17 protein-coding genes and 1 pseudogene are annotated in these 18,758 nt (G+C 60.9%); 7 read left to right on the top strand and 11 right to left on the bottom strand.

The window, feature by feature from the left end; all coding sequences use genetic code 11:
- Positions 1-5: 5 nt before the first annotated feature.
- Genes HCG46_RS22525 through HCG46_RS22515 form a run of 3 tightly spaced genes read right to left on the bottom strand, consistent with a single transcriptional unit; the run spans position 6 to position 3,157 of the window.
- The gene (locus HCG46_RS22525; protein WP_023002801.1) at positions 6-1,346 is read right to left on the bottom strand and encodes an HlyC/CorC family transporter; all 1,341 of its coding nucleotides are present in this window, start codon (positions 1,344-1,346) and stop codon (positions 6-8) included.
- Entirely contained in the window at positions 1,343-2,491 is a 1,149-nt protein-coding gene (gene aroB / locus HCG46_RS22520) for a 3-dehydroquinate synthase (RefSeq protein WP_168687423.1), read from the bottom strand. The genes HCG46_RS22525 and aroB overlap by 4 nt, the downstream gene beginning before the upstream one ends.
- 18 nt (positions 2,492-2,509) lie before the next feature.
- Positions 2,510-3,157 carry a shikimate kinase gene (locus HCG46_RS22515; RefSeq protein WP_023002799.1) on the bottom strand — a complete coding sequence of 216 codons (648 nt, stop codon included), beginning with the start codon at positions 3,155-3,157 and terminating at the stop codon, positions 2,510-2,512.
- A gap of 157 nt (positions 3,158-3,314) precedes the next feature.
- Here HCG46_RS22515 and HCG46_RS22510 point away from each other — a divergent pair, with 157 nt between their 5' ends.
- Positions 3,315-3,458, top strand: coding sequence for a hypothetical protein (locus tag HCG46_RS22510; protein ID WP_167579543.1), 144 nt, complete (start codon positions 3,315-3,317; stop codon positions 3,456-3,458).
- A gap of 65 nt (positions 3,459-3,523) precedes the next feature.
- Positions 3,524-4,447 carry a site-specific tyrosine recombinase XerD gene (xerD, locus tag HCG46_RS22505; RefSeq protein WP_023002797.1) on the top strand — a complete coding sequence of 308 codons (924 nt, stop codon included), beginning with the start codon at positions 3,524-3,526 and terminating at the stop codon, positions 4,445-4,447.
- 85 nt (positions 4,448-4,532) lie between these two features.
- Here the strand turns inward: xerD and HCG46_RS22500 are convergent, their stop codons facing one another.
- Positions 4,533-6,539, bottom strand: a complete 2,007-nt coding sequence (locus HCG46_RS22500) for a methyl-accepting chemotaxis protein (protein WP_209009585.1) — start codon at positions 6,537-6,539, stop codon at positions 4,533-4,535.
- A gap of 413 nt (positions 6,540-6,952) precedes the next feature.
- Here HCG46_RS22500 and HCG46_RS22495 point away from each other — a divergent pair, with 413 nt between their 5' ends.
- The gene (locus HCG46_RS22495) at positions 6,953-8,581 is read left to right on the top strand and encodes an AMP-binding protein (protein WP_168687422.1); all 1,629 of its coding nucleotides are present in this window, start codon (positions 6,953-6,955) and stop codon (positions 8,579-8,581) included.
- Positions 8,582-8,592: 11 nt separating this feature from the next.
- Here the strand turns inward: HCG46_RS22495 and HCG46_RS22490 are convergent, their stop codons facing one another.
- The 3 genes from HCG46_RS22490 to HCG46_RS22480 all read right to left on the bottom strand — a co-directional run bounded on the left by HCG46_RS22490 (position 8,593) and on the right by HCG46_RS22480 (position 11,950).
- The gene (locus HCG46_RS22490; protein ID WP_168687421.1) at positions 8,593-9,711 is read right to left on the bottom strand and encodes a GNAT family N-acetyltransferase; all 1,119 of its coding nucleotides are present in this window, start codon (positions 9,709-9,711) and stop codon (positions 8,593-8,595) included.
- Complete coding sequence (locus tag HCG46_RS22485; RefSeq protein ID WP_209009584.1) at positions 9,701-11,122, bottom strand: lipopolysaccharide biosynthesis protein; 1,422 nt, start codon at positions 11,120-11,122, stop codon at positions 9,701-9,703. The genes HCG46_RS22490 and HCG46_RS22485 overlap by 11 nt, the downstream gene beginning before the upstream one ends.
- A gap of 429 nt (positions 11,123-11,551) precedes the next feature.
- Positions 11,552-11,950 (bottom strand): YchJ family metal-binding protein, encoded by a 399-nt coding sequence (locus HCG46_RS22480; protein WP_168687420.1) that lies wholly within the window; start codon positions 11,948-11,950, stop codon positions 11,552-11,554.
- A gap of 109 nt (positions 11,951-12,059) precedes the next feature.
- On the opposite strand from HCG46_RS22480, the gene HCG46_RS22475 reads away from it, so the two are divergent.
- Entirely contained in the window at positions 12,060-13,031 is a 972-nt protein-coding gene (locus tag HCG46_RS22475; protein ID WP_168687419.1) for an endonuclease/exonuclease/phosphatase family protein, read from the top strand.
- Between the two features lie 121 nt (positions 13,032-13,152).
- Here HCG46_RS22475 and HCG46_RS22470 read toward each other — a convergent pair whose 3' ends face one another.
- The gene (locus HCG46_RS22470) at positions 13,153-13,518 is read right to left on the bottom strand and encodes a c-type cytochrome (RefSeq protein ID WP_209009583.1); all 366 of its coding nucleotides are present in this window, start codon (positions 13,516-13,518) and stop codon (positions 13,153-13,155) included.
- A 188-nt stretch (positions 13,519-13,706) separates the two neighbouring features.
- Here HCG46_RS22470 and ggt point away from each other — a divergent pair, with 188 nt between their 5' ends.
- Positions 13,707-15,452: a gamma-glutamyltransferase gene (gene ggt, locus HCG46_RS22465; RefSeq protein ID WP_168687418.1), complete on the top strand. Its 1,746-nt coding sequence runs from the start codon at positions 13,707-13,709 to the stop codon at positions 15,450-15,452.
- A gap of 74 nt (positions 15,453-15,526) precedes the next feature.
- Here the strand turns inward: ggt and HCG46_RS22460 are convergent, their stop codons facing one another.
- The 3 genes and pseudogenes from HCG46_RS22460 to HCG46_RS22455 form a co-directional block, all read right to left on the bottom strand.
- The gene (locus tag HCG46_RS22460) at positions 15,527-15,916 is read right to left on the bottom strand and encodes a hypothetical protein (protein ID WP_286185482.1); all 390 of its coding nucleotides are present in this window, start codon (positions 15,914-15,916) and stop codon (positions 15,527-15,529) included.
- 12 nt (positions 15,917-15,928) lie between these two features.
- Positions 15,929-16,042: pseudogene (locus HCG46_RS28635) on the bottom strand (TetR family transcriptional regulator); the annotation flags it as partial.
- A gap of 43 nt (positions 16,043-16,085) precedes the next feature.
- Complete coding sequence (locus tag HCG46_RS22455; protein WP_168687417.1) at positions 16,086-16,463, bottom strand: hypothetical protein; 378 nt, start codon at positions 16,461-16,463, stop codon at positions 16,086-16,088.
- Between the two features lie 368 nt (positions 16,464-16,831).
- On the opposite strand from HCG46_RS22455, the gene HCG46_RS22450 reads away from it, so the two are divergent.
- Positions 16,832-17,617, top strand: a complete 786-nt coding sequence (locus tag HCG46_RS22450) for a ThuA domain-containing protein (RefSeq protein ID WP_168687416.1) — start codon at positions 16,832-16,834, stop codon at positions 17,615-17,617.
- Between the two features lie 70 nt (positions 17,618-17,687).
- The gene (locus tag HCG46_RS22445) at positions 17,688-18,755 is read left to right on the top strand and encodes a Gfo/Idh/MocA family oxidoreductase (RefSeq protein WP_353621832.1); all 1,068 of its coding nucleotides are present in this window, start codon (positions 17,688-17,690) and stop codon (positions 18,753-18,755) included.
- Positions 18,756-18,758: the final 3 nt, after the last annotated feature.

Here is an 18,758-nt window from a genome sequence, read left to right as displayed (position 1 = left end):
TTGGCTCAGGTGCCTGCTTTCGCAGCCGCGCCCGCAACGGCCTGGGCAGCTCCGGCCGGCATCTTGACGCCCGGAATCTGGCCTAGCGGCATGATGCGCAGCCGCGTGATGCGGTTCTTCTCCCGCCGCAGCACCGTGAAGCGGAAACCGTGGAAGGTGAAGATCTGGCGCTCGTCAGGAATCATCCGCGCTTCGTGAATGACCAGACCGGCGATCGTGGTCGCTTCGTCGTCCGGCAGGCTCCAGTCGGCAGCGCGGTTGAGGTCGCGAATCGGCACCGAGCCGTCGACAATCACCGAGCCATCGGCTTGCGGCCGCAGGCCTTCCAGCTCCACGTCGTGCTCATCCGCGATCTCGCCGACGATTTCTTCCAGAATGTCTTCCAGCGTGACCAGGCCCATCACCTCGCCATACTCGTCAACCACGAGCGCGAAATGGGACTTGTGCCGCAGGAATGCATTGAGCTGATCCTGAAGCGAGGTCGTGTCGGGAACGAACCAGGCCGGGGCAGCGATATCCAGAACGTTGATCTTCGCAGCATCGCCACCGGCCGCCTGCAACGCACGCAGCAGATCCTTGGCATGCAGCACGCCGACGAAATTGTCGCTCTCCCCGCGCCAGAGCGGCAGGCGGGTATAGGGCGATGCCAATGCGGCGTTCACCAGCTTGTCCGGCGCATCGTCCGCATTCAGCGCCACCATGTTGGTGCGGTGAACCATCACGTCCGAGACTTCCAGTTCCGCCAGGTCGAGCAAACCGCCGAGGCGGTCGCGCTCACCCTTTTCCAGGCCACCTTCGATATGCTGCAGATCGACGGCGCCGCGCAGTTCCTCATGCGGCGACAGGATCGAGGTGTCGTCGCCGATATTGACGCCAACCAGCTTCAGGATGTTGCGGACAATCCACTCCACCCCGACCACGATCGGACCGAACACGGCCACCACGAAGCGCACGATCGGCGCCACCGCGAGCGCAAACCGCTCCGGATTCGAAATGGCCCAGGTCTTCGGCAGCACTTCGGCAAAAACCAGAACGAGGGCGGTCATCACCAGGGTGGCAAGCGCAACGCCAGCGTCGCCGAACAGGGACAGGAACACACTGGTTGCCAGCGCAGACGCCAGAATGTTAACCAGGTTGTTACCCAGGAGCAGCGCGCCTATCAGACGTTCCCGGTTGGCGATCAGCAGGCTGACCACCCGGGCGCGCCAGTCGCCGGTTTTTTCCATCTGGTGCATGCGCGCGCGCGATGCGGCGGTGAGCGCCGTTTCCGAACCGGAAAAGAAGCCGGACAGGAACAGGAGAACGAAGATGGCGACAATCGCCAGCCAGAGAGCCGTTTCCGTCATGCCTCGAGTTTCTCCTTCAGGAAGTCAGAGACCAGTGCGGGATCGACGCCTTTTTCAACAAAGGCTTCGCCGATACCGCGCGTCAGAATGAAGGTCAGCGCCCCCCGGCTGACCTTCTTGTCCTGCGCGATGATATCCATGAGCGTTTCAGCCGGCGGCAGCTGACCGGGGATGACCTGCACCCGCACTGGCAGGCCGACATCGCTCAGATGCTTGTGGACACGTTCGACGGTGTCCTCGCCGATCAGGCCGAGACGCTGAGAGAATTCATGTGCCAGCATCATGCCGATGGAAACGCCTTCGCCATGGACCAGACGCTCGGTCTCGTAGGCGACCGCCGATTCAAGCGCGTGGCCGAACGTGTGACCCAGATTGAGGAGCGCCCTGCGGCCGGATTCCAGCTCGTCGGCAGCAACCACATCCGCCTTTGCCTGACAGGACCTTGCGACGGCCTCGTCCCGTTCCGCGCCACCTGCAAAAACCGCCTGCCAGTTGGTCTCCAGCCAGGCGAAGAAATCCGCATCACCCAGGAGCCCGTATTTGGCGACTTCCGCATAACCGGCGCGGAAGTCGCGCAGCGGCAGCGTATCCAGAATGGCGGTATCGGCCAGCACCAGGGCGGGCTGGTGGAAAGCGCCGATCAGGTTCTTGCCATGACGTGAATTGATGCCGGTCTTGCCGCCGACGGAACTGTCGACCTGGGCAAGAAGCGTGGTCGGCACCTGAATGAAGGCCATGCCACGGCGCACGGCCGAGGCGACAAAGCCCGTCAGGTCACCGACGACACCGCCGCCAAGGGCGACGACCGCATCGCCGCGCTCCAGCCGGGCGGCCAGAACCTCGTCGCACAGGCGCTCGAATTCACGGAAGCATTTGGTGCTTTCGCCTGCCGGCACCGTGATGGTGGTGTGCTCCAGACCGGCGGCCTTGAGGCTCTGCGAAAAAGCCTTCAGATGAAGGCCCGCAACGGTTTCATCGGCAACGACCGCAAGACGCGCACCGGGCATAACGGCGGCGATTTCCGCTCCCGCTCCTTCAAGCAGCCCCCGACCGATCTTGATGTCGTAACTGCGCGCGCCAAGATCGACCCGGACGATTTTCTCGTCCCGGCCCAACAATGCTTTTGCCACTACCGTGTCTACCATGCCGTCACGCTTCTAAATTCAGGTCATTGATGTTTGCGCGGCGCTGGTGGCCTCGCGTTCGAACAGGTGATCCGCAAGGGTAGCGACGATCTGATCGACCACCGCCTCATGCGGAACGTCCTTGGAGGTGACCGTCAGGGCCGCCTTGGCATAGACGGGCTCGCGGTCAGCCATCAGCTTGCGCATCGTTCCCTCGGGATCGGGGTTCTGCAGCAGTGGACGCGTGGACCTGCGCCGGACCCGTGCCATCACCGTGTCGAAATCGACTTTCAGCCAGATGGACAGTCCAAGCTCGGCGATTTCCGCCCGAGTTGCCTCGCTCATGAAAGCGCCGCCGCCCGTTGCCAGCACCTGCGGTCCTTCACGCAGAAGACGGGCGATCACCCGTTCTTCACCGCTGCGAAAATAAGGCTCGCCGTGTTCGGCGAAAATTTCCGCCACGCTCATGTTGGCCGCGCGCTCGATTTCGGTATCGGCGTCGACAAATTCAAGGCCCAGCCGGTGCGCCAGCCGCTTGCCGACGGTCGACTTGCCACAGCCCATGATTCCCACCAGAACGATGGACCGATGCCCCAGGGCAGCTACCAGGCGGGCCAGATCAACGGGTTTTACGTCTGTCTCCGCGGATCCTCCTTCGGAAGACCGCGCCTTGTCGTGTTCTGTCATGGCGGCGTTTTAGCATATTCGTCAAAAAAGACACGGGGGAACTCCGCCTGCCAGACTGCTGCTTTGCCTTGCATGCGCCCCCGCCTTGTTGAAACAATCGCCTATCCGATTCGCTTGCCCGTGAGCGGACCGACGCCCTGACCTGGAGACAGCCGACGTGCCGACCCTGACCCGCCTGTTGCTCGTGCTGCTGCTGCTCGGCGCGCTCGGTTATGGCGCGATCTACTCCCTGGCCAACCTTGTCGATCCGCGTGAACGGGAAATCGAGGTTAGGGTGAAGAAAGACGGCTTCGGCCGCTAGCGCACGCTTTCAAATGGCGGGTCATCAACGGGACAAGTTTCAGGTCCTTTGCGAAGGCATACGCAATGGCAACCGGTTTCGATCTTGAAAACTTCCTCGAAATGCTGGCCGCCGAACGCGGCGCGGCAGAAAACACGCTGGCCGGATACCGCCGTGACCTGGAGGATTTTTCAGGCTTCCTCGGCCGAAAGATGCTTGCATCAGCGCAATCCGAAGACATTTCGGCTTACCTGGGCGATCTCAACCGGCGCGGATTTGCCGAGACCTCGCAGGCAAGACGCTTGTCCGCGCTGAAGCAGTTCTACAAGTTCCTTTACGCGGAAGGCTCCCGGGAAGACGACCCGACCCGCACACTGTCCGCCCCGAAAAAGCGCGCGAGCCTGCCCAAGGTGCTGTCGATGGAAGACGTCGACAGGTTGATCGAAACCGCCAGGGCGGAAACCGAAAAGCCCCAGAAAAGCGCGGCGGCGCGCTTGCGTACGCAGCGCATGTACACACTTATCGAAGTGCTTTATGCGACCGGCCTGCGCGTTTCGGAACTGGTTGCCCTGCCGGTTACCGCTGCGCTCCGGGACGCCCGCCTGATCGAAATCAGGGGCAAGGGCGGCAAGGAGCGACTGGTGCCGCTGTCCCGCGCTGCCCAGGCTGCCATGAAGGACTACGTCGGTCTGCGTGCTGCCGAAGGGGCGTACGAAAAAAGCCCGTGGCTGTTTCCCTCCCATGGCGACAGCGGACACCTGACGCGCCAGCATTTTGCACGAGACCTGAAGGAGCTTGCCGTCGCCGCCGGTCTCGATGCCGGCAAGATTTCCCCGCACGTGCTGCGCCACGCATTCGCTTCCCACCTGTTGCAGAACGGTGCCGACCTCAGAGTGGTGCAGCAGTTGCTGGGCCATGCCGACATTTCCACGACGCAGATCTACACCCACGTCCTGGACGAGCGCCTGCGCGAACTGGTGGAAAGTGCACATCCCCTCGCGAAGAAGTAATTCTTTCCGCAGCTACAACCTCGCGAAAGACAAAAAACCAGCCTTCCTGAGGGAAGGCTGGCCTTGTTCGTCGTGTTATCGCGCGTCAGGCCGCGCGAACACCGGAAAGGAAGTTGGAGATCTCGCTTCGGATAAGGGCTGCCTGTTCGGACAGCGACGTTGCCAGCTGCTCGACCTCGCCGCCGGTTGCCCGGGCGTGTTCGGTGGCAGAACCAACCGCGGTCATGCATTCGGCCCCTTCATGCGAGCGGGTCGAGGCATCGACCACGTTCTTGGCGATGGACTGAACCGCGGCATCCTGCTGGATGACGGCCGATGCCACGGCCGAGGCCAGGCCTTCCATTTCGGAGATGATACCGGTCACCTCATCGATCGCTTCAAGCGCATGGCTGGACGACATCTGTATTGCTTCCACCTGGCTGGCGATATCTTCCGTCGCACGCGAGGTCTGGTCCGCAAGCTGCTTCACTTCGGCGGCCACGACCGCAAAACCCTTGCCGGCCTCGCCTGCCCGGGCAGCCTCGATGGTAGCGTTGAGCGCCAGGAGGTTGGTCTGATTGGCGATATCGCGGATCAGCCCCATGACTTCGCCGATCCGGTCGGCCGCGCGGGACAGTTGCCCCATGGTCTGGGACGTGCCTTCCGCGCTGGCAACCGCCTTCTTGGCCACCGTCGTGGAATTTGACGCCTGGTTGGAGATCTCGTTGATAGATGCTGCCAGTTCCTCGCTGGCAGATGCGGCCGAGTTGACGTTTTCAGCCGCCACGCGCACGGCGTTGCCGGCCCGGTCAGCCTGCTGGGCAACATCGTCCGCTGCGGCTTCAACGGCGGCAGAGGTCTGCGTCAGGTCAGAGGTAGACCGGTCGAGACTTTCCAGAGCCTGCCCGACCGTTGCCTCGAAATTGGCGATCAGTGATTCAAGACGGGCCACACGGGCGTCGCGCTGCGCGTTTTCTTCTTCCGATGCGGCCGCGAGGCGCTGCCGTTCGACAGCGTTATCCTGGAAAACGGAAACGGTGCGCGCCATGGCGGCGATTTCGACACTGCCTTTGGCGGCAGGCAGATTGACGTCTACATGCCCGGACGCCAGTTCTTCCATGGCGTTCTGGAGACGCGACAACGGATTGGCGATGGACCGGCCGATGAGCATTCCAGCCAGGACGCCGGACACCAGGAAAGCGGCGATCACGCTGACGACGGCGAGGGTCGAGTAGGCCCGGACGGTTTCAAGATCCTGCTCGGCTGCCAGTTCGGCCTCGCGCGCGGCATTGTTGAGCGCTTCCAGGCGTGGCGGCACCAGATCGAACAGCGTTTCCAGAAGTTCGATCGATTTGTCCTTTTCGGCGACAGCCGCCGTGTAGGCGTCGAACGCTTCCCGGTAGATCGCCATCTTGGTGCCGACGTCTTCCTTGATCTCGTTCGGCAGATAAGCCTTCTTCAACAGGCGCTCATACCGACCGAATGCCACCTCGAAGTTGCCGAGGGCAACGTCGTTGCGGTCGAGAATGAATTTCTTTTCCGACAACTGAACATCGAGCATGGTGGTGACCATCTTCTCGAAGTCCGGACCGCCACCGAAGCGCATTTCCTTCTTCAGGCGCTTCAGCACCTCGTCGGCGTTTTCGCTGAGAGTTGCTCGAAGGCCTGTTTCGGAATTGAAGCCGATTTCCCGCTGAACGGTATTGAGCGACGAAAAGGCACCCGACGCCCCGTCAAGCGTGTCGCGAACGTCTGCGATCTCTGCATTGAAGGCTGCGGCAACTGGCTTGGCGGAGATGTCATCCAGAACCCCATGCGCCTCACTGAGCTTGGCCTCGAAAAGTTCGTGATCCTTTTCCTCCGGCCGCGCCAGGTAGCCCTTGCCGATGTTGCGCATGCCGTTCGCAATATCTGAAAGATCAGCAACGCTGCGCGCCAGTCCCGCGCTTTGATCAAGCTTGTTGAAGGCTCCGGCCACCTCGTTCTGGCTCCACCAGAACACCCCGCCGATCGTCAACATGCCGATTGCGGTCAGAAGGCTTAGAGAAAGGATTTTCAGTTTCACGGAAAGCGCGCCGACACGAGCGAGCGCGGACTGCCCAAACATCTTCATGGATCTACAGGTCCCCAGCCGGACTATTTTTTATCCTGGCGGGATTTTGATCCTCATAAGTTAAGGAAATCTCGCATTTATTAGTGAATACGTTGCTACCGGATGCTGATTTTCTCACCACAAAATCGCAGTCAAAGGCCAACCGGAATGGTGGCGTTATGCCCCTGTTTCACGCAGGCGGGCGTTAACGATTTCAGGACCATCGCGCATGGCTGACCCACTCGGACAATCGATAATTTATAAGGAATAATGACAGTATAAGATTTTATTCCAGCCACACTTGCCGGCGTGTTTCAGAAGTCCGGTTAAGGATTTCATCGCTGCTTTCAAAGGATGGATTTCGGCTCTATTGCGCTGCAGCAATGACCGCCCTACACTCCGCTGCTCAAAATTGAAGCACCGGACGCTCTGAAATGCTGCAGCCTACTGGCAACTACGACGCGCTGAGAGAGACATTCCGCTGGCCTCGGCCCGCAACCTACAACATGGCCGCAGCCGTCAGCGATGAATGGGCTGCAACAGACCCGGAGCGCCTCGCGATCCGTCAGGTTCTCGAGAACGGTTCCTGCCGGGACTGGAGCCATCTTGCGCTGAACCGGGCGGCCAATCGCCTTGCCAACGCCCTTGAAGGCCTCGGGCTCAACCGCGGCGACCGGGTTGCCCTGCTTCTGCCGCAGATCCCACAAACCGCCATCGCACATCTGGCGGCCTACAAGACCGGCGCAATTGCAGTGCCTCTGGCAGCCCTGTTCGGGCTGGAGGCGCTGCGCTACCGGCTCTCAGATTCCGGCGCCCGCGTTCTGGTGACAGACACGGCCGGCCTGGCAAAGCTTGCGGAAATCCGGGCTGACCTGCCCGGCCTTGATCTGGTGATCTCGGTCGACGGACCGGAAACCGGCGTGTTCGGGTTTGACGATCTGCTGGACAAGGCGTCCGACACCTACCGGACCCTTGCGACCACACCCGACGATCCGGCTTTGATGATCTACACATCCGGCACCACGGGGCAGCCCAAGGGCGTGTTGCATGGCCACCGGGTGCTGCTCGGCCATATGCCCGGCATCGAGCTTTCGCAGAATTTCCTCGGCCGTGAAGGCGACTTGCTCTGGACGCCCGCAGACTGGGCCTGGGCAGGCGGCTTGCTGAATGCGCTGTTTCCGGCTCTGTCTCTCGGCGTGCCGGTGGTCTGCTACGCGTCTCGCAAGTTCGACCCGGAATTCGCCTTCCATCTTCTTGAAAGACAGAAGATCCGCAATGCCTTCATTCCGCCGACGGCTTTGAAGATGCTGCGCGCTGTGGAGCGTCCGGCCGAGCGCTTTGACCTCTCCTGGCGCAGCGTCGGCTCTGCCGGAGAATCCCTCGGCAGGGAAACCTATGACTGGTTCGCTGCGGAATTCGGCTTCAACGTCAATGAATTCTATGGCCAGACGGAATGTAACGCGGTGCTCGGTTCTGCGGCCGCACTTGGCGTCAGCCGCTCTGGCGCCATTGGCAAGGCAACGCCTGGCCATCAGGTTGCGATCATCGATGATGAAGGCAATGAGCTGCCGGCAGAAACCCTCGGCCAGATCGCCATCCGCCGGCCGGACCCGGTAATGTTCCTGGAATACTGGAACAAGCCGGAGGCGACGCGGGAGAAGTTCATCGGAGACTGGATGATCACCGGCGACCAGGGCCTGTTGGACGAGGACGGCTATGTCCATTTCGTTGGCCGCGACGACGACATCATCACCTCGGCAAGCTACCGGATCGGCCCCGGCGAGATCGAGGATTGCCTGCTGAAGCATCCGTCGATCGCGCTTGCCGCGGCTGTCGGCAAACCGGATCCGCTACGCACGGAAATCGTCAAGGCCTTCATCGTCCTGAAGCCGGGCACGGAAAAAAGCGCGGCTCTGGAAAACGATATCCGCACTTTCGTCCGCGAACGTCTTTCGGCGCATGAATATCCGCGGGAAATCGAATTCGTCACCTCGTTGCCCATGACCACCACCGGCAAGATCATTCGCAGGAAATTGCGGGACCTGGAGAGCGTCGAAGGCTAGCTTCGCCTGTTTCAGGCGCGCAGGCGCTTTCTCAGCGTCCGTGCGGCTCGGCGCAGGGCTTGTTCAAGCTTCAGGTCCGTCTTGCACAACGACCGCTTCAGGCCATCGGCAAAAAGCATCGTGCCGGTTTCCAGCCGGCCTCGCCACAAGGGCTCGATCATCGAATGCCCGGGAATGGCCAGGGAATCCGCTCCCCTGAAGCCAGGAATGGCCAGATTGATCTTCAAGGCCTGCAGCGCGATCTGGGCACCGGGAGAATAGCGGGCATACTCCTCGTCAAAGGCGATCTTCCAAGAATACACCTTGCCGGACTGCTGAAACAGCACCAGGGCGGCAACCAGTGTCTGTCCCGACCAGAGCTGGTCGATCCGGACCCCGTTGCGACTTGCCAGATTAGCGACGGCCGTGCGGGCGAAGTCCGCCGTCCCGGACTGACTGCCCAGCGCGGTTCCGGACCGGCCCTTCCAGCCGGAGGCCTCGAGCTCCAGAAAGGCTTCGAACCCGGCAATGGCATCAGATCCGGACAGACTGCGGAAGCTGGTCTTGCCGTGGTCACCCAGCCGGCGCATCAGCCGGCGCATTTCCTTGCGCCTCTTGCCGCTGTCAGCCTCGGCAAGTTGTGACTTGCCTGTCGCTCCGGCGCCGTGGCTCGCCCGGAAGGACTTCGCCAGAACCGACTTCTTTCCCGCGCCCACCGCCCTCAAGCGCGTTGCCGACTGGGAATGAAGCGGCAGATAGGGGATGGCGAGCGCATTCCCGGGCTCTCTGGCGGCATTGATGAATGCGGCGATTGCCTCGGCACTTGCGTCCGGGTGGATCAGCGGTGTTCCGAGCGGCGCGTATTCGCTTGCCCAGGTGGTGTTGGCCGCAACGGCCAATCCAAAACGACGTCGGCCGACGGGGGCCGCCACCAGCCAGCGGCCACCCGGCCGCTCCCGGACCACCACAAGTCGTACCGCCTGTTTGCTCATCTTTTCCAGAAACGGACGAAGGAAATCCGGACCAAAGAAAGGGTTCGGACTGAGGGCAGCCGCACAGAGCGTCTGCCAGTCCTCAAGCGGTATGGCGGCGCTCAACGGATCGAGGGACAAGACCTCGAGCTGCACGGAAGAGAGCGTATCATTGGTCAACCGGACGGTTCCTGGCGAAAAGCAAGGGCAAAACGAACGTCGTGATATTGAGCTTCCGTTTTGCCACAACCGCAAGGGCAGTGGCCTCAAAAAGGATCGCAAGACTTGTGGCAATGGCCGCTCCGGCAAGGCCGAGCAGCGGGATCAGAACAAGATTGAGGACGACATTGAGAACAAACGTCCCGGCATAAATGCCGGCGCAGGTGTTCTGGTGCCCTGTCATCGTCAGAAGCGCGTCGGCCGGACCGACGGATGCGCGCGCAAGCACGCCGATCATCAGGAGGGCGATCAGTTCGTAGCCGCTTTCAAAGTCGCTGCCGAAAAGAGCAAGCAGAAGCGGCGCGATCAGAAGCAACCCAACGCCCGCGGCCACAGACGGCCAGAAGGTCCAGAGAGTTGCCTGCCGCATGTAACCGGCAAGCCCTGAAAGATCCTTATTGTGGGTGTAGCTGGAGAAGCGATGCGCCGAGGCGGCCCTTACGGCGAAATAGACAAAATGCACCAGCGCCAGGGTTCTGGATGCAGCGAAATAGACCGCAACCTCGTCCGGATCCTGAAAGAAACTCACCATGATCACGTCAGCACTGGTGATCAGCTGCAGAAAACCGTCGACCATCAGCATCGGCATGGACACTGCCAGCCAGGATCTGAACTCGAACTTGTATGGCCCCTTCGGAACGCGTGGGACCAGCCGCCTGCGAAGATGCACAAACTGGTAAAGCGCGACCAGCGCGGTTGCCACGACGGCCACGACGGCAGCTGTCAGCGCATCGGGCCGAAACCCGGCCAGAACGGCACCGACGAGCAGGAACAGGATCGCCAGCGGCCGCCAGATATAGGTTGGCAGCATTGCCAGCGACGACCAGTCGTAGCTGCGCGCGATACCGTCCTGCACCAGTCCGAAGGCAAAGAAGGGCAGCGCCAGCAGGACGACCGACAAGGGCTGGAAATAGGACGTATCAATAAGCGGGCGAAACAGGGCGAGACAGCCGATGCCTATGACCGCCGCAGCGCCCCCGAGAAAAAACGCCATTTGCCGGCTTGTGCGCAAGAACCCGCGCAGGCGCGCCATGTCCCGGTTCTGCAGATACTGCGGGATGAACCTGCTGGCAGAGGTGGAAAAGCCGCCGCAGGCCATGACACCCAGAACGATCACGAAAGTCCAGGCAACCGAATAAAGGCCATAGTCATGCGCCCCCAACAGGCGTGCGAGCACGATTTGCGACAGATAGGCGAGCGCTGCACCGGCGATCCGCACCGCAAAGGTCGATACCGCCATCCGGCCCGCCGCGTGCCGTTCGCTTCCACTTCCCTTCAGGAACTCCAGGATCTGATCAGCACCTTTCCCCAATCCCAGAGGCGAGGCGATGCCTTGCAAACGCTTGGTCCAGGAGTTGGCGGAAAAACGCACGTAGGGGTCCCTTATGAGTACTCTTCCGTATTTGTGACATGAGTGACTTAATATTCTATGGCGATCAGTCAAACGCAGCCAGCAACGTTTCACAGATGTGTGAGGACGATGGAAAGTTGGTCAAGACGTTGATTTTACCTTCTATCCTGCCAATTCCGTTCTCAGCGTTCGGACATCCATGAAGACAGCTTCCCTGCTTGACACCGGCACCGGGAATCATGCTAATGAGAACAAATCGAGAACGAGATTCGATTCGACCCTGTCGACCACCCTCGGCTGACCCTGCCGCGGGCTTTCCCGATCTCCTTGTTGCGGATGTTGAGGGCTGCCTCCCCTTCTATCTGCAAATTGGTCCGGTCCCTGCTCCCGCCGCCAATCGCAGGGACCGGACGATTTTTTCAAAGTCAAAAATGAAGACAGCCAGCCGACCTATTCCGGCACGGCTTCCACATAATACCAGCGACCGCTTTTCTTGCGAAAACGGCTCAGTTCGCGGTGCACGTGAAGCTTGCCGCCGGACAGGTATTTTGCCTCGAAAAGAACGGTGCCGTCCCTGTCGGCAGGCCCGCCCTTGTCGGTGGCCAACACACTGAGGCCCGTCCAGTGGCTTTCCGCCGCCCAGCGCGCGGTGCCTTGCGCATCGAAACTCGGCTGATACTTCGGCCAGAGCGTTTCCTTCAGATACGGAATGAGTTGCCGGACGTAAGCACTGTAACGCGAGCGCATCAAGGCCTCTGCGGTTTCGGGCAGGGCCTTTCCGGCAAGATAAGGTTCACAGCACAGATCGAACCCCTTGCCGCTGCCACAGGGGCATCCCTCTTCGCTCATTTGCCTCTCCCCGTCTATGGTCGGCTCATTCCTGCATCTGCGCTCTCTACCACTTGGCCCGATGCGCGGCTATGGTTTCAGGTACGCTTTCCAGCTTCGGGCCTGCTGAATGAGACTTGCCACTTTCAACATGGAATCCTTTGGTGCGGACCGGCATGATCCGGACGCACTGACACCCCGGCTGGACGCGCTTCGGCCAAAGATTCTGGAGCTTGAGGCCGACATCCTTTGTCTGCAGGAAGTCAACGCGCAGAAACGGAAAGGTGTCTCAGCACGGCAGTTCCAGGCGCTGGAACTTCTTCTGGAGGGAACGCCGTACGAGAAATTTCACCGGGCAACCAGCGAACGACCTTCGGGAAAGGGTCCCGGCGACCGCCATAACCTGGTGGTTCTCTCTCGCTTTCCGATAACCAGGTGCCTAAGTCTTTACCAGGCACATGCCCACCCGCCTCACTGGCAGCCCAAAACCGCTGTACCGGCCTATCGCAGCCCGCAGACGATCCTGTTCGACCGGCCCGTTCTGCAGGTGGAAATCGACATCGGCACCGGCCGCCCCCTGCACGTCTTCTGCGTTCATTTGCGGGCGCCTATCGCCGCGATGATACGCGGCGGCAAGGCAGAGGACCGGACGTGGACATCCGTTTCCGCATGGGCGGAAGGGTATCAGCTATCAGTGTTGAAACAGACCGCCCAGGCACTCGAACTGCGCCTTGCGGTGGAAGACCTTTTCGATGCAAGCGAGGATAGCCAGATCGTCCTGGCGGGAGATTTCAACGCGACCGGGGAAACCGGAACCTTGAGGCTGCTGCGCGCCGACCCGGACGACACCTGTTCGCCGCAACTTGCCGCGCGCCGCCTCTACCAGCTTGACGCTTCATTGCCGCCGGAAAAGCGCCAGACCGTCATTCACAAGGGCAAGGGACAGGCGCTGGACCACATTCTGGCCAGCGCATCCGTCGCCCACCGAACGGTTGACTTCAAGGTGTTCAATGTCGGTCTTCCGGATGAAGTCTTCGACGCGGATGAAGACGCCTATGCCGGATCCTTCCACGCCGCGATGCTGGCCGAGTTCGAGTTTTAAGGGACCAGTGGCAAATCTTGCGGTGCCCCTAGACCACGTCCTGACGAGGCACGTGGCGCAGTCTCGAAGGACGGGCTTCGTGCCCCACCCCTTGCAACGAGGTCTGGTGTAGCGAAGAACCTCAGGGTGCCAGGGTTTCGATGTAGCTGGCGAGATTGGCGATTTCGATGTTGCCGAGGGTCATGTTCGGCATTTGCGGATGGGGATCGGCAAGGAAGGTCGCAAGTTTTTCTTCCGTCCAGCCGGGATCCTTCGCAATGTCGTAAAAGCTTGGCAGCGACGCGCTGGAGGCGCGATCCTGGTCTTCAGACACGAGGTGGCAGGCGGAGCACCATTGCAGCGCCAGCGCTTTGCCGGCAGCAGCATCGCCCGCCTCGGCTGCACTCGTACCGAAGAGGGCGGCGACAGCCATCAGGGTGACCCCACCCAGGAATGATCGCACACCCGAATGGAGACGCGGTTTCGAAACGGCAATTGCCTTGCTCATGAATCCTCCTTCAACCAGTCGCGTTCTGGCCCACGTGCAGCTTGTCCCTTCAAGACTGCAGCCTATCTGATCATCTAGCCTTGCGCTGAATCAAGAACGACTTAAAGTTGTCGGACAGAGCGCCACGCCCGTTGCGCGTCCTGCCCTCCACTTGCCAACTCCCGCCATCCAGGCGACCGGAGAGACACATGAAACATCTTTTCAAATCCAGCTTTGCCGCGGTTTCCCTGGCGACCGCTCTTGTTGTCGGCATCGCGGCACCTCTCGCCGCGCAGGATTCGCCGATCTACTCGCTGAAAGACCGCTTCCAGCCTGAAACGGCGCAGAACGGCATGGTTGCCAGCCAGGAAGCCGTCGCAAGCCGCGTCGGTGTCGACATCCTGAAGAAAGGCGGCAACGCAGTCGATGCCGCCATTGCCACCGGCTTCGCGCTTGCCGTCACGCTGCCACGCGCCGGCAACCTGGGGGGCGGTGGTTTCATGATGATTCACCTGGCGGACAGCGGCGACACCAAGGCGCTCGACTATCGGGAAATGGCACCTGCCGCAGCCTTCAAGGATATGTTCCTGGGAGAAGACGGCGAACCCGATAACCAGAAATCCCGCTTTTCCGGTCTTGCTGTCGGTGTGCCGGGCACGGTCGCCGGCTTTGCCGAGGCCTTTGAAAAACACGGCAGCGGCAAGCTGACCTGGGCAGAGCTGGTCGCACCTGCCATTGGCCTTGCGGAAAACGGCATCGAAGTGACACCGGATCTCGCGGCATCGCTGACCGCATCCGCAAAACGCCTTCTTCAGGACCCGACCACCGCCGCGATCTTCTACAAGACCGGCGGCCTGCCGTTCGTACCGGGCGAGACACTCAAGCAGACGGATCTTGCCGCAACGCTGAAACTGATCGCCGACAAGGGGGCAGCCGGGTTCTACACCGGTGAAGTTGCCGAAAAGATCGCACAGAAGGTAACTGCCTCCGGAGGCGGCATGACCACGGAAGACCTGGCCGGATACAAACCGGTCTGGCGGGACCCAGTCGTGGGCAGCTACCACGGCTATGAAATCGCATCGATGCCGCCACCGTCTTCCGGCGGCGTGCACATCGTACAGATCCTCAACATGCTGCAGGGCTATCCGCTTGCCGAATATGGTCCGAACTCTGCAGACAGCATCCACGTGATGGCCGAAACCATGCGGCGCGCCTACGCGGACCGCTCCAAGTATCTGGGCGACCCGGATTTTGTCGATGTTCCGGTAAAGGGTTTGACCGATCCGGCTTATGCCGCTGAACTGGTGAAATCCATCAAGATGGACATGGCAACGCCTTCCGAAGAGGTTAAGCCCGGCGATCCTTTCCCCTATGAAAGCAACCAGACCACGCATTATTCCGTTGTCGACAAGGACGGCAATGCGGTCTCCAACACCTACACGCTGAACTTCTCCTACGGCGTCGGCCTGACCGCCGACGGCACGGGTGTCTTGCTCAACAATGAACTGGACGACTTTTCCGCAAAGCCCGGCGTACCCAACGCCTATGGCCTCATTGGCGGAACGGCCAACGCGGTTGAGGGCGGCAAGCGGCCACTTTCGTCCATGAGCCCGACGTTGGTGTTCAAGGACGGCAAGCTGTTCCTTGCCACCGGTTCGCCAGGCGGCAGCCGTATCATCACCACCACGCTGCAGATCATCCTCAACGTCGTCGATCACGGCATGAACATCGCAGAAGCGACGGCTGCTCCGCGCATCCACAATCAGTGGCTGCCGGATGAAATCCGCATCGAGGAAGGTCTTTCTCCGGACACGATCCGCTTGCTGGAAGCCCGTGGGCACAAGGTGGAAGTCAAGAACGCCATGGGGTCGACCCAGTCGATCATGCTCGTTGACGGTGTTCTGGCGGGGGCTTCCGACCCGCGGCGCCCCGGCGCGCTTTCCGCCGGCTACTGAGGCACCAACAGCCTCCACATTACCCCGGGCGCGCTAGGAGCGCCCGGATTTTTTTATGGCTCTCCGGTCGAGGATTACTTTCTCGACCCTGTTTCTGTCGCCATTGCAACCAGCTGCGCAAAGCGCCGAACGAGGGCAACACGCTCATCTGCCGGCATATCCGGCCAGACAATCTGGCTGCCGACAAAAGCCGCGTATTCGATTTTAGCAACATCTGCTGCAAGCGCAGGCTCCATCCCTCCAGCTTCGTAGAGCCGCGCGACAAACCCGGTTCGCAAATCATCGACGTCCCGGACGATCTCCTGCGCCCGAAGGTCTGATTGCGCGAATTGGCGCACGGCCTGCTCCAGTCGGTGGTCCAGACGATTGGCGAGATCCGACAGCTTCCGCGCCCGCAGATCCCCTTTTTCGGCCAGTGTCTGTTCTGCAATGTCGAGCGTGTGCCGCTGTTTCCAGGCAAGCATCAGGGCTTCGACGAAAGCCCCGTGATCCTGAAAATGGTGATAGAACGAGCCACGCGTGCGGTCTGCTGCGGTGCAGAGAGCCTCGATGGTCAGTCCCGCCGGTCCATCCTTTGCAAGCTGCGTCAGACCGAGATCAAGCCAGTCCGATTTTCCGAAACGCTTCCTCAGGTCAACTCACTCCGCCCAGAATACCAAGACCACCCAGCAGGACAATCGGCAGAAACAGCCAGCCCTGCGGCATCTGGCTGTATTTCTGCTTCTTCAGCGGTGGCACCGCAAGGCCCAGCAGACAAAAAGAAGCTGTCAACACGGTCGCCACCAAGCCGAGATCGAGGCTTTCAGACCGCACACCAGCGATAGCAAACATGACGGCAATCATTGCCAGAACGATTGTCACGATATGCCAGCAGTAATAGGCGACATATTTCGGCACCGGGTGGAGATCCGACGCTTTCAGCAACGGTACGGCGATCGTCCGCCCCCCCTGCGAATGTATGCAGCAGGCAGACTGCAGCCGAAAGACCCGCGGCTGCAAGCAATAGACCATTCATTTCACCACTCCTCCAAAACAAACCATAACATATGGTATGTTTTCATGACCTGACCTGACTGGAAATGCGGCGGTGGGTCACAGCCCCAGGCTTCTCGTTCCGATCGGCTCCTTCTTTGCCTTGGTAGTGTCCGCCCTTGAGGCCCGCCCTGACCGGTGAGCATCTGTCGACGACATTGAGCGTACCGGCGGCGGAGCAACCGGCGAGAACTGTGATCGAATATTACAGCCCCTCCGATTGACAGCACAAAACCTCGGTGCTAGCGCTATCCAAAGCGCTTTGGAGGAACTTTTCAAAAGAAAGCGCTTTCTATCCTTAGCTCGCCAACAATTCTGCCAACATCTGAAGAACGGGAGAGGCTGAAATGCCGATCAGAGCCGTGGTCTGGGGCGAAAACGTCCATGAACAGCACAACAAGATCGTCGCGGGTGTCTATCCGGACGGCATGCACCAGTGCATTGCCGATACGCTGAACACCGATCCCGAAATCACCGCCACCTCCGCCACCTTGCAGGAACCCGAACACGGCTTGACGAAGGAACGCCTTGCCGAAACGGATGTGCTGTTGTGGTGGGGTCACGCTGCCCATGGCGACGTTTCCGACGAAGTGGTGGAACGCGTCTGCGACGCCGTCTGGTCCGGCATGGGCATGGTGTTTCTGCATTCGGCCCATTTCGCCAAGCCGTTCAAACGCCTGATGGGCAGCCCGTGCAATCTCACCTGGCGCGAGGCCGGGGAGCGCGAGCGCCTGTGGGTGACCAGCCGCAACCATCCGATCACTAACGGTCTTCCCGACAGCTTCGAGCTGGAGATGGAAGAAATGTACGGTGAGCCTTTCGGTGTGCCGGAACCGCTGGAGACGGTCTTCATCAGCTGGTTCCAGGGCGGCGAGGTTTTCCGCTCGGGCCTCACCTACAAGCGCGGCGCGGGCAACGTCTTCTACTTCCGCCCGGGGCACGAAACCTATCCGACCTATCACAACACCCATGTGCAGACGGTTCTGAAGAACGGCGTCAAATGGGCGTTCAACCCGATGGCCCGGATCGCCGATCCGAACATTGCACCCAATGTGCCGGTGGAAGCGGCTCCCGAAAAGATCGAGGAACGCGGCCCGAAGCTGCACGCCGACGGCGAAGAAGGTTTCCGCTGATCCACTTTCCCTTCCGGACCGGCAGACTTTCGCCGGTCCGTCCTGCCCTCAAACGCTGAGGAAGATCCCCGTGACCTCTGCTGCACACCCTCTCCGGATCCTGATAGTCGGCACCGGCAATATGGCGCGTACCCACGCGGATGCCTTTTCAAGGATCGACGGCGTTGAAATCGTCGGCGGCGTCGACCAGCGCCCGGACGTGCTCACCCAGTTCTGCGACACCTTTGCCATTCCGAACCGCTTCGCAACGCTGGAAGAGGCAATTGCCTGGGGCGAATTTGACGCTGCGGCCAACGTGACGCCGGACGCGGCGCACCATCCGACCACGATGGCCCTGATGACCGCGGGCAAGCACGTCCTGTGTGAAAAGCCGCTGGCGACCAACGCTGCCGACGCCCGGGAGATGGCGGATCTCGCCCGCGCGAAGAAGCTGATCGGCATGGTCAACCTGAGCTATCGCAATGTTGCCGTGCTGCAGAAGGCCGCCGAGCTGGTTGCGGGTGGCGCCATCGGTGCGCTTCGTCACTTCGAGGCTTCCTACCTGCAAAGCTGGCTGACGCAGCCGGCGTGGGGAGACTGGAAGACCGAGAGCCAGTGGCTCTGGCGCCTGTCGAGCGCGCACGGTTCCAAGGGCGTTCTCGGCGATGTCGGCATCCATATCCTCGACTTCGTCATCTTCGCCGCCGGCAGCCCGGTGAGCGAACTTTCCTGCCGGCTGAAGACCTTCGACAAGGCAGAGGGCGGCAGGATCGGCGAATACACGCTCGACGCCAACGACAGCGCCACCCTGCAGGCCGAGCTTGAAAACGGCGCGCTCGGCACGATCAGCGCCACCAGGTTTGCCTCCGGCCATCTGAACGACCTGCGCCTGCGCCTTTATGGCGACAAGGGCGGCCTGGAAGTGCTTTTCGAAAAGGGCATCGAAGGCCTGCGCATCTGCCAGGGCGAAGATCTTTCTTCTGCGACCTGGACTGACATCGAGGTTGGCGCTGTTCCGACAGTCTACCAGCGGTTTGCCGCCGCTATTCTGACCGGGGCTCCGGCCGACCCGGATTTCGACCACGGCGCACGGCTTCAGGTCGCCCTCGACCTTGCCGAACGCTCCCACACGGAGAACGGCTGTTTTCTGAAAGTCTGAGGC

The sequence above is a fragment of the Labrenzia sp. PO1 genome, from assembly GCF_012273635.1.
Taxonomy (GTDB): Bacteria; Pseudomonadota; Alphaproteobacteria; order Rhizobiales; family Stappiaceae; genus Roseibium; species Roseibium algicola.
Note: the sequence above shows the minus strand (reverse complement) of the source record. Positions and strands in the feature narration are given on the sequence as shown.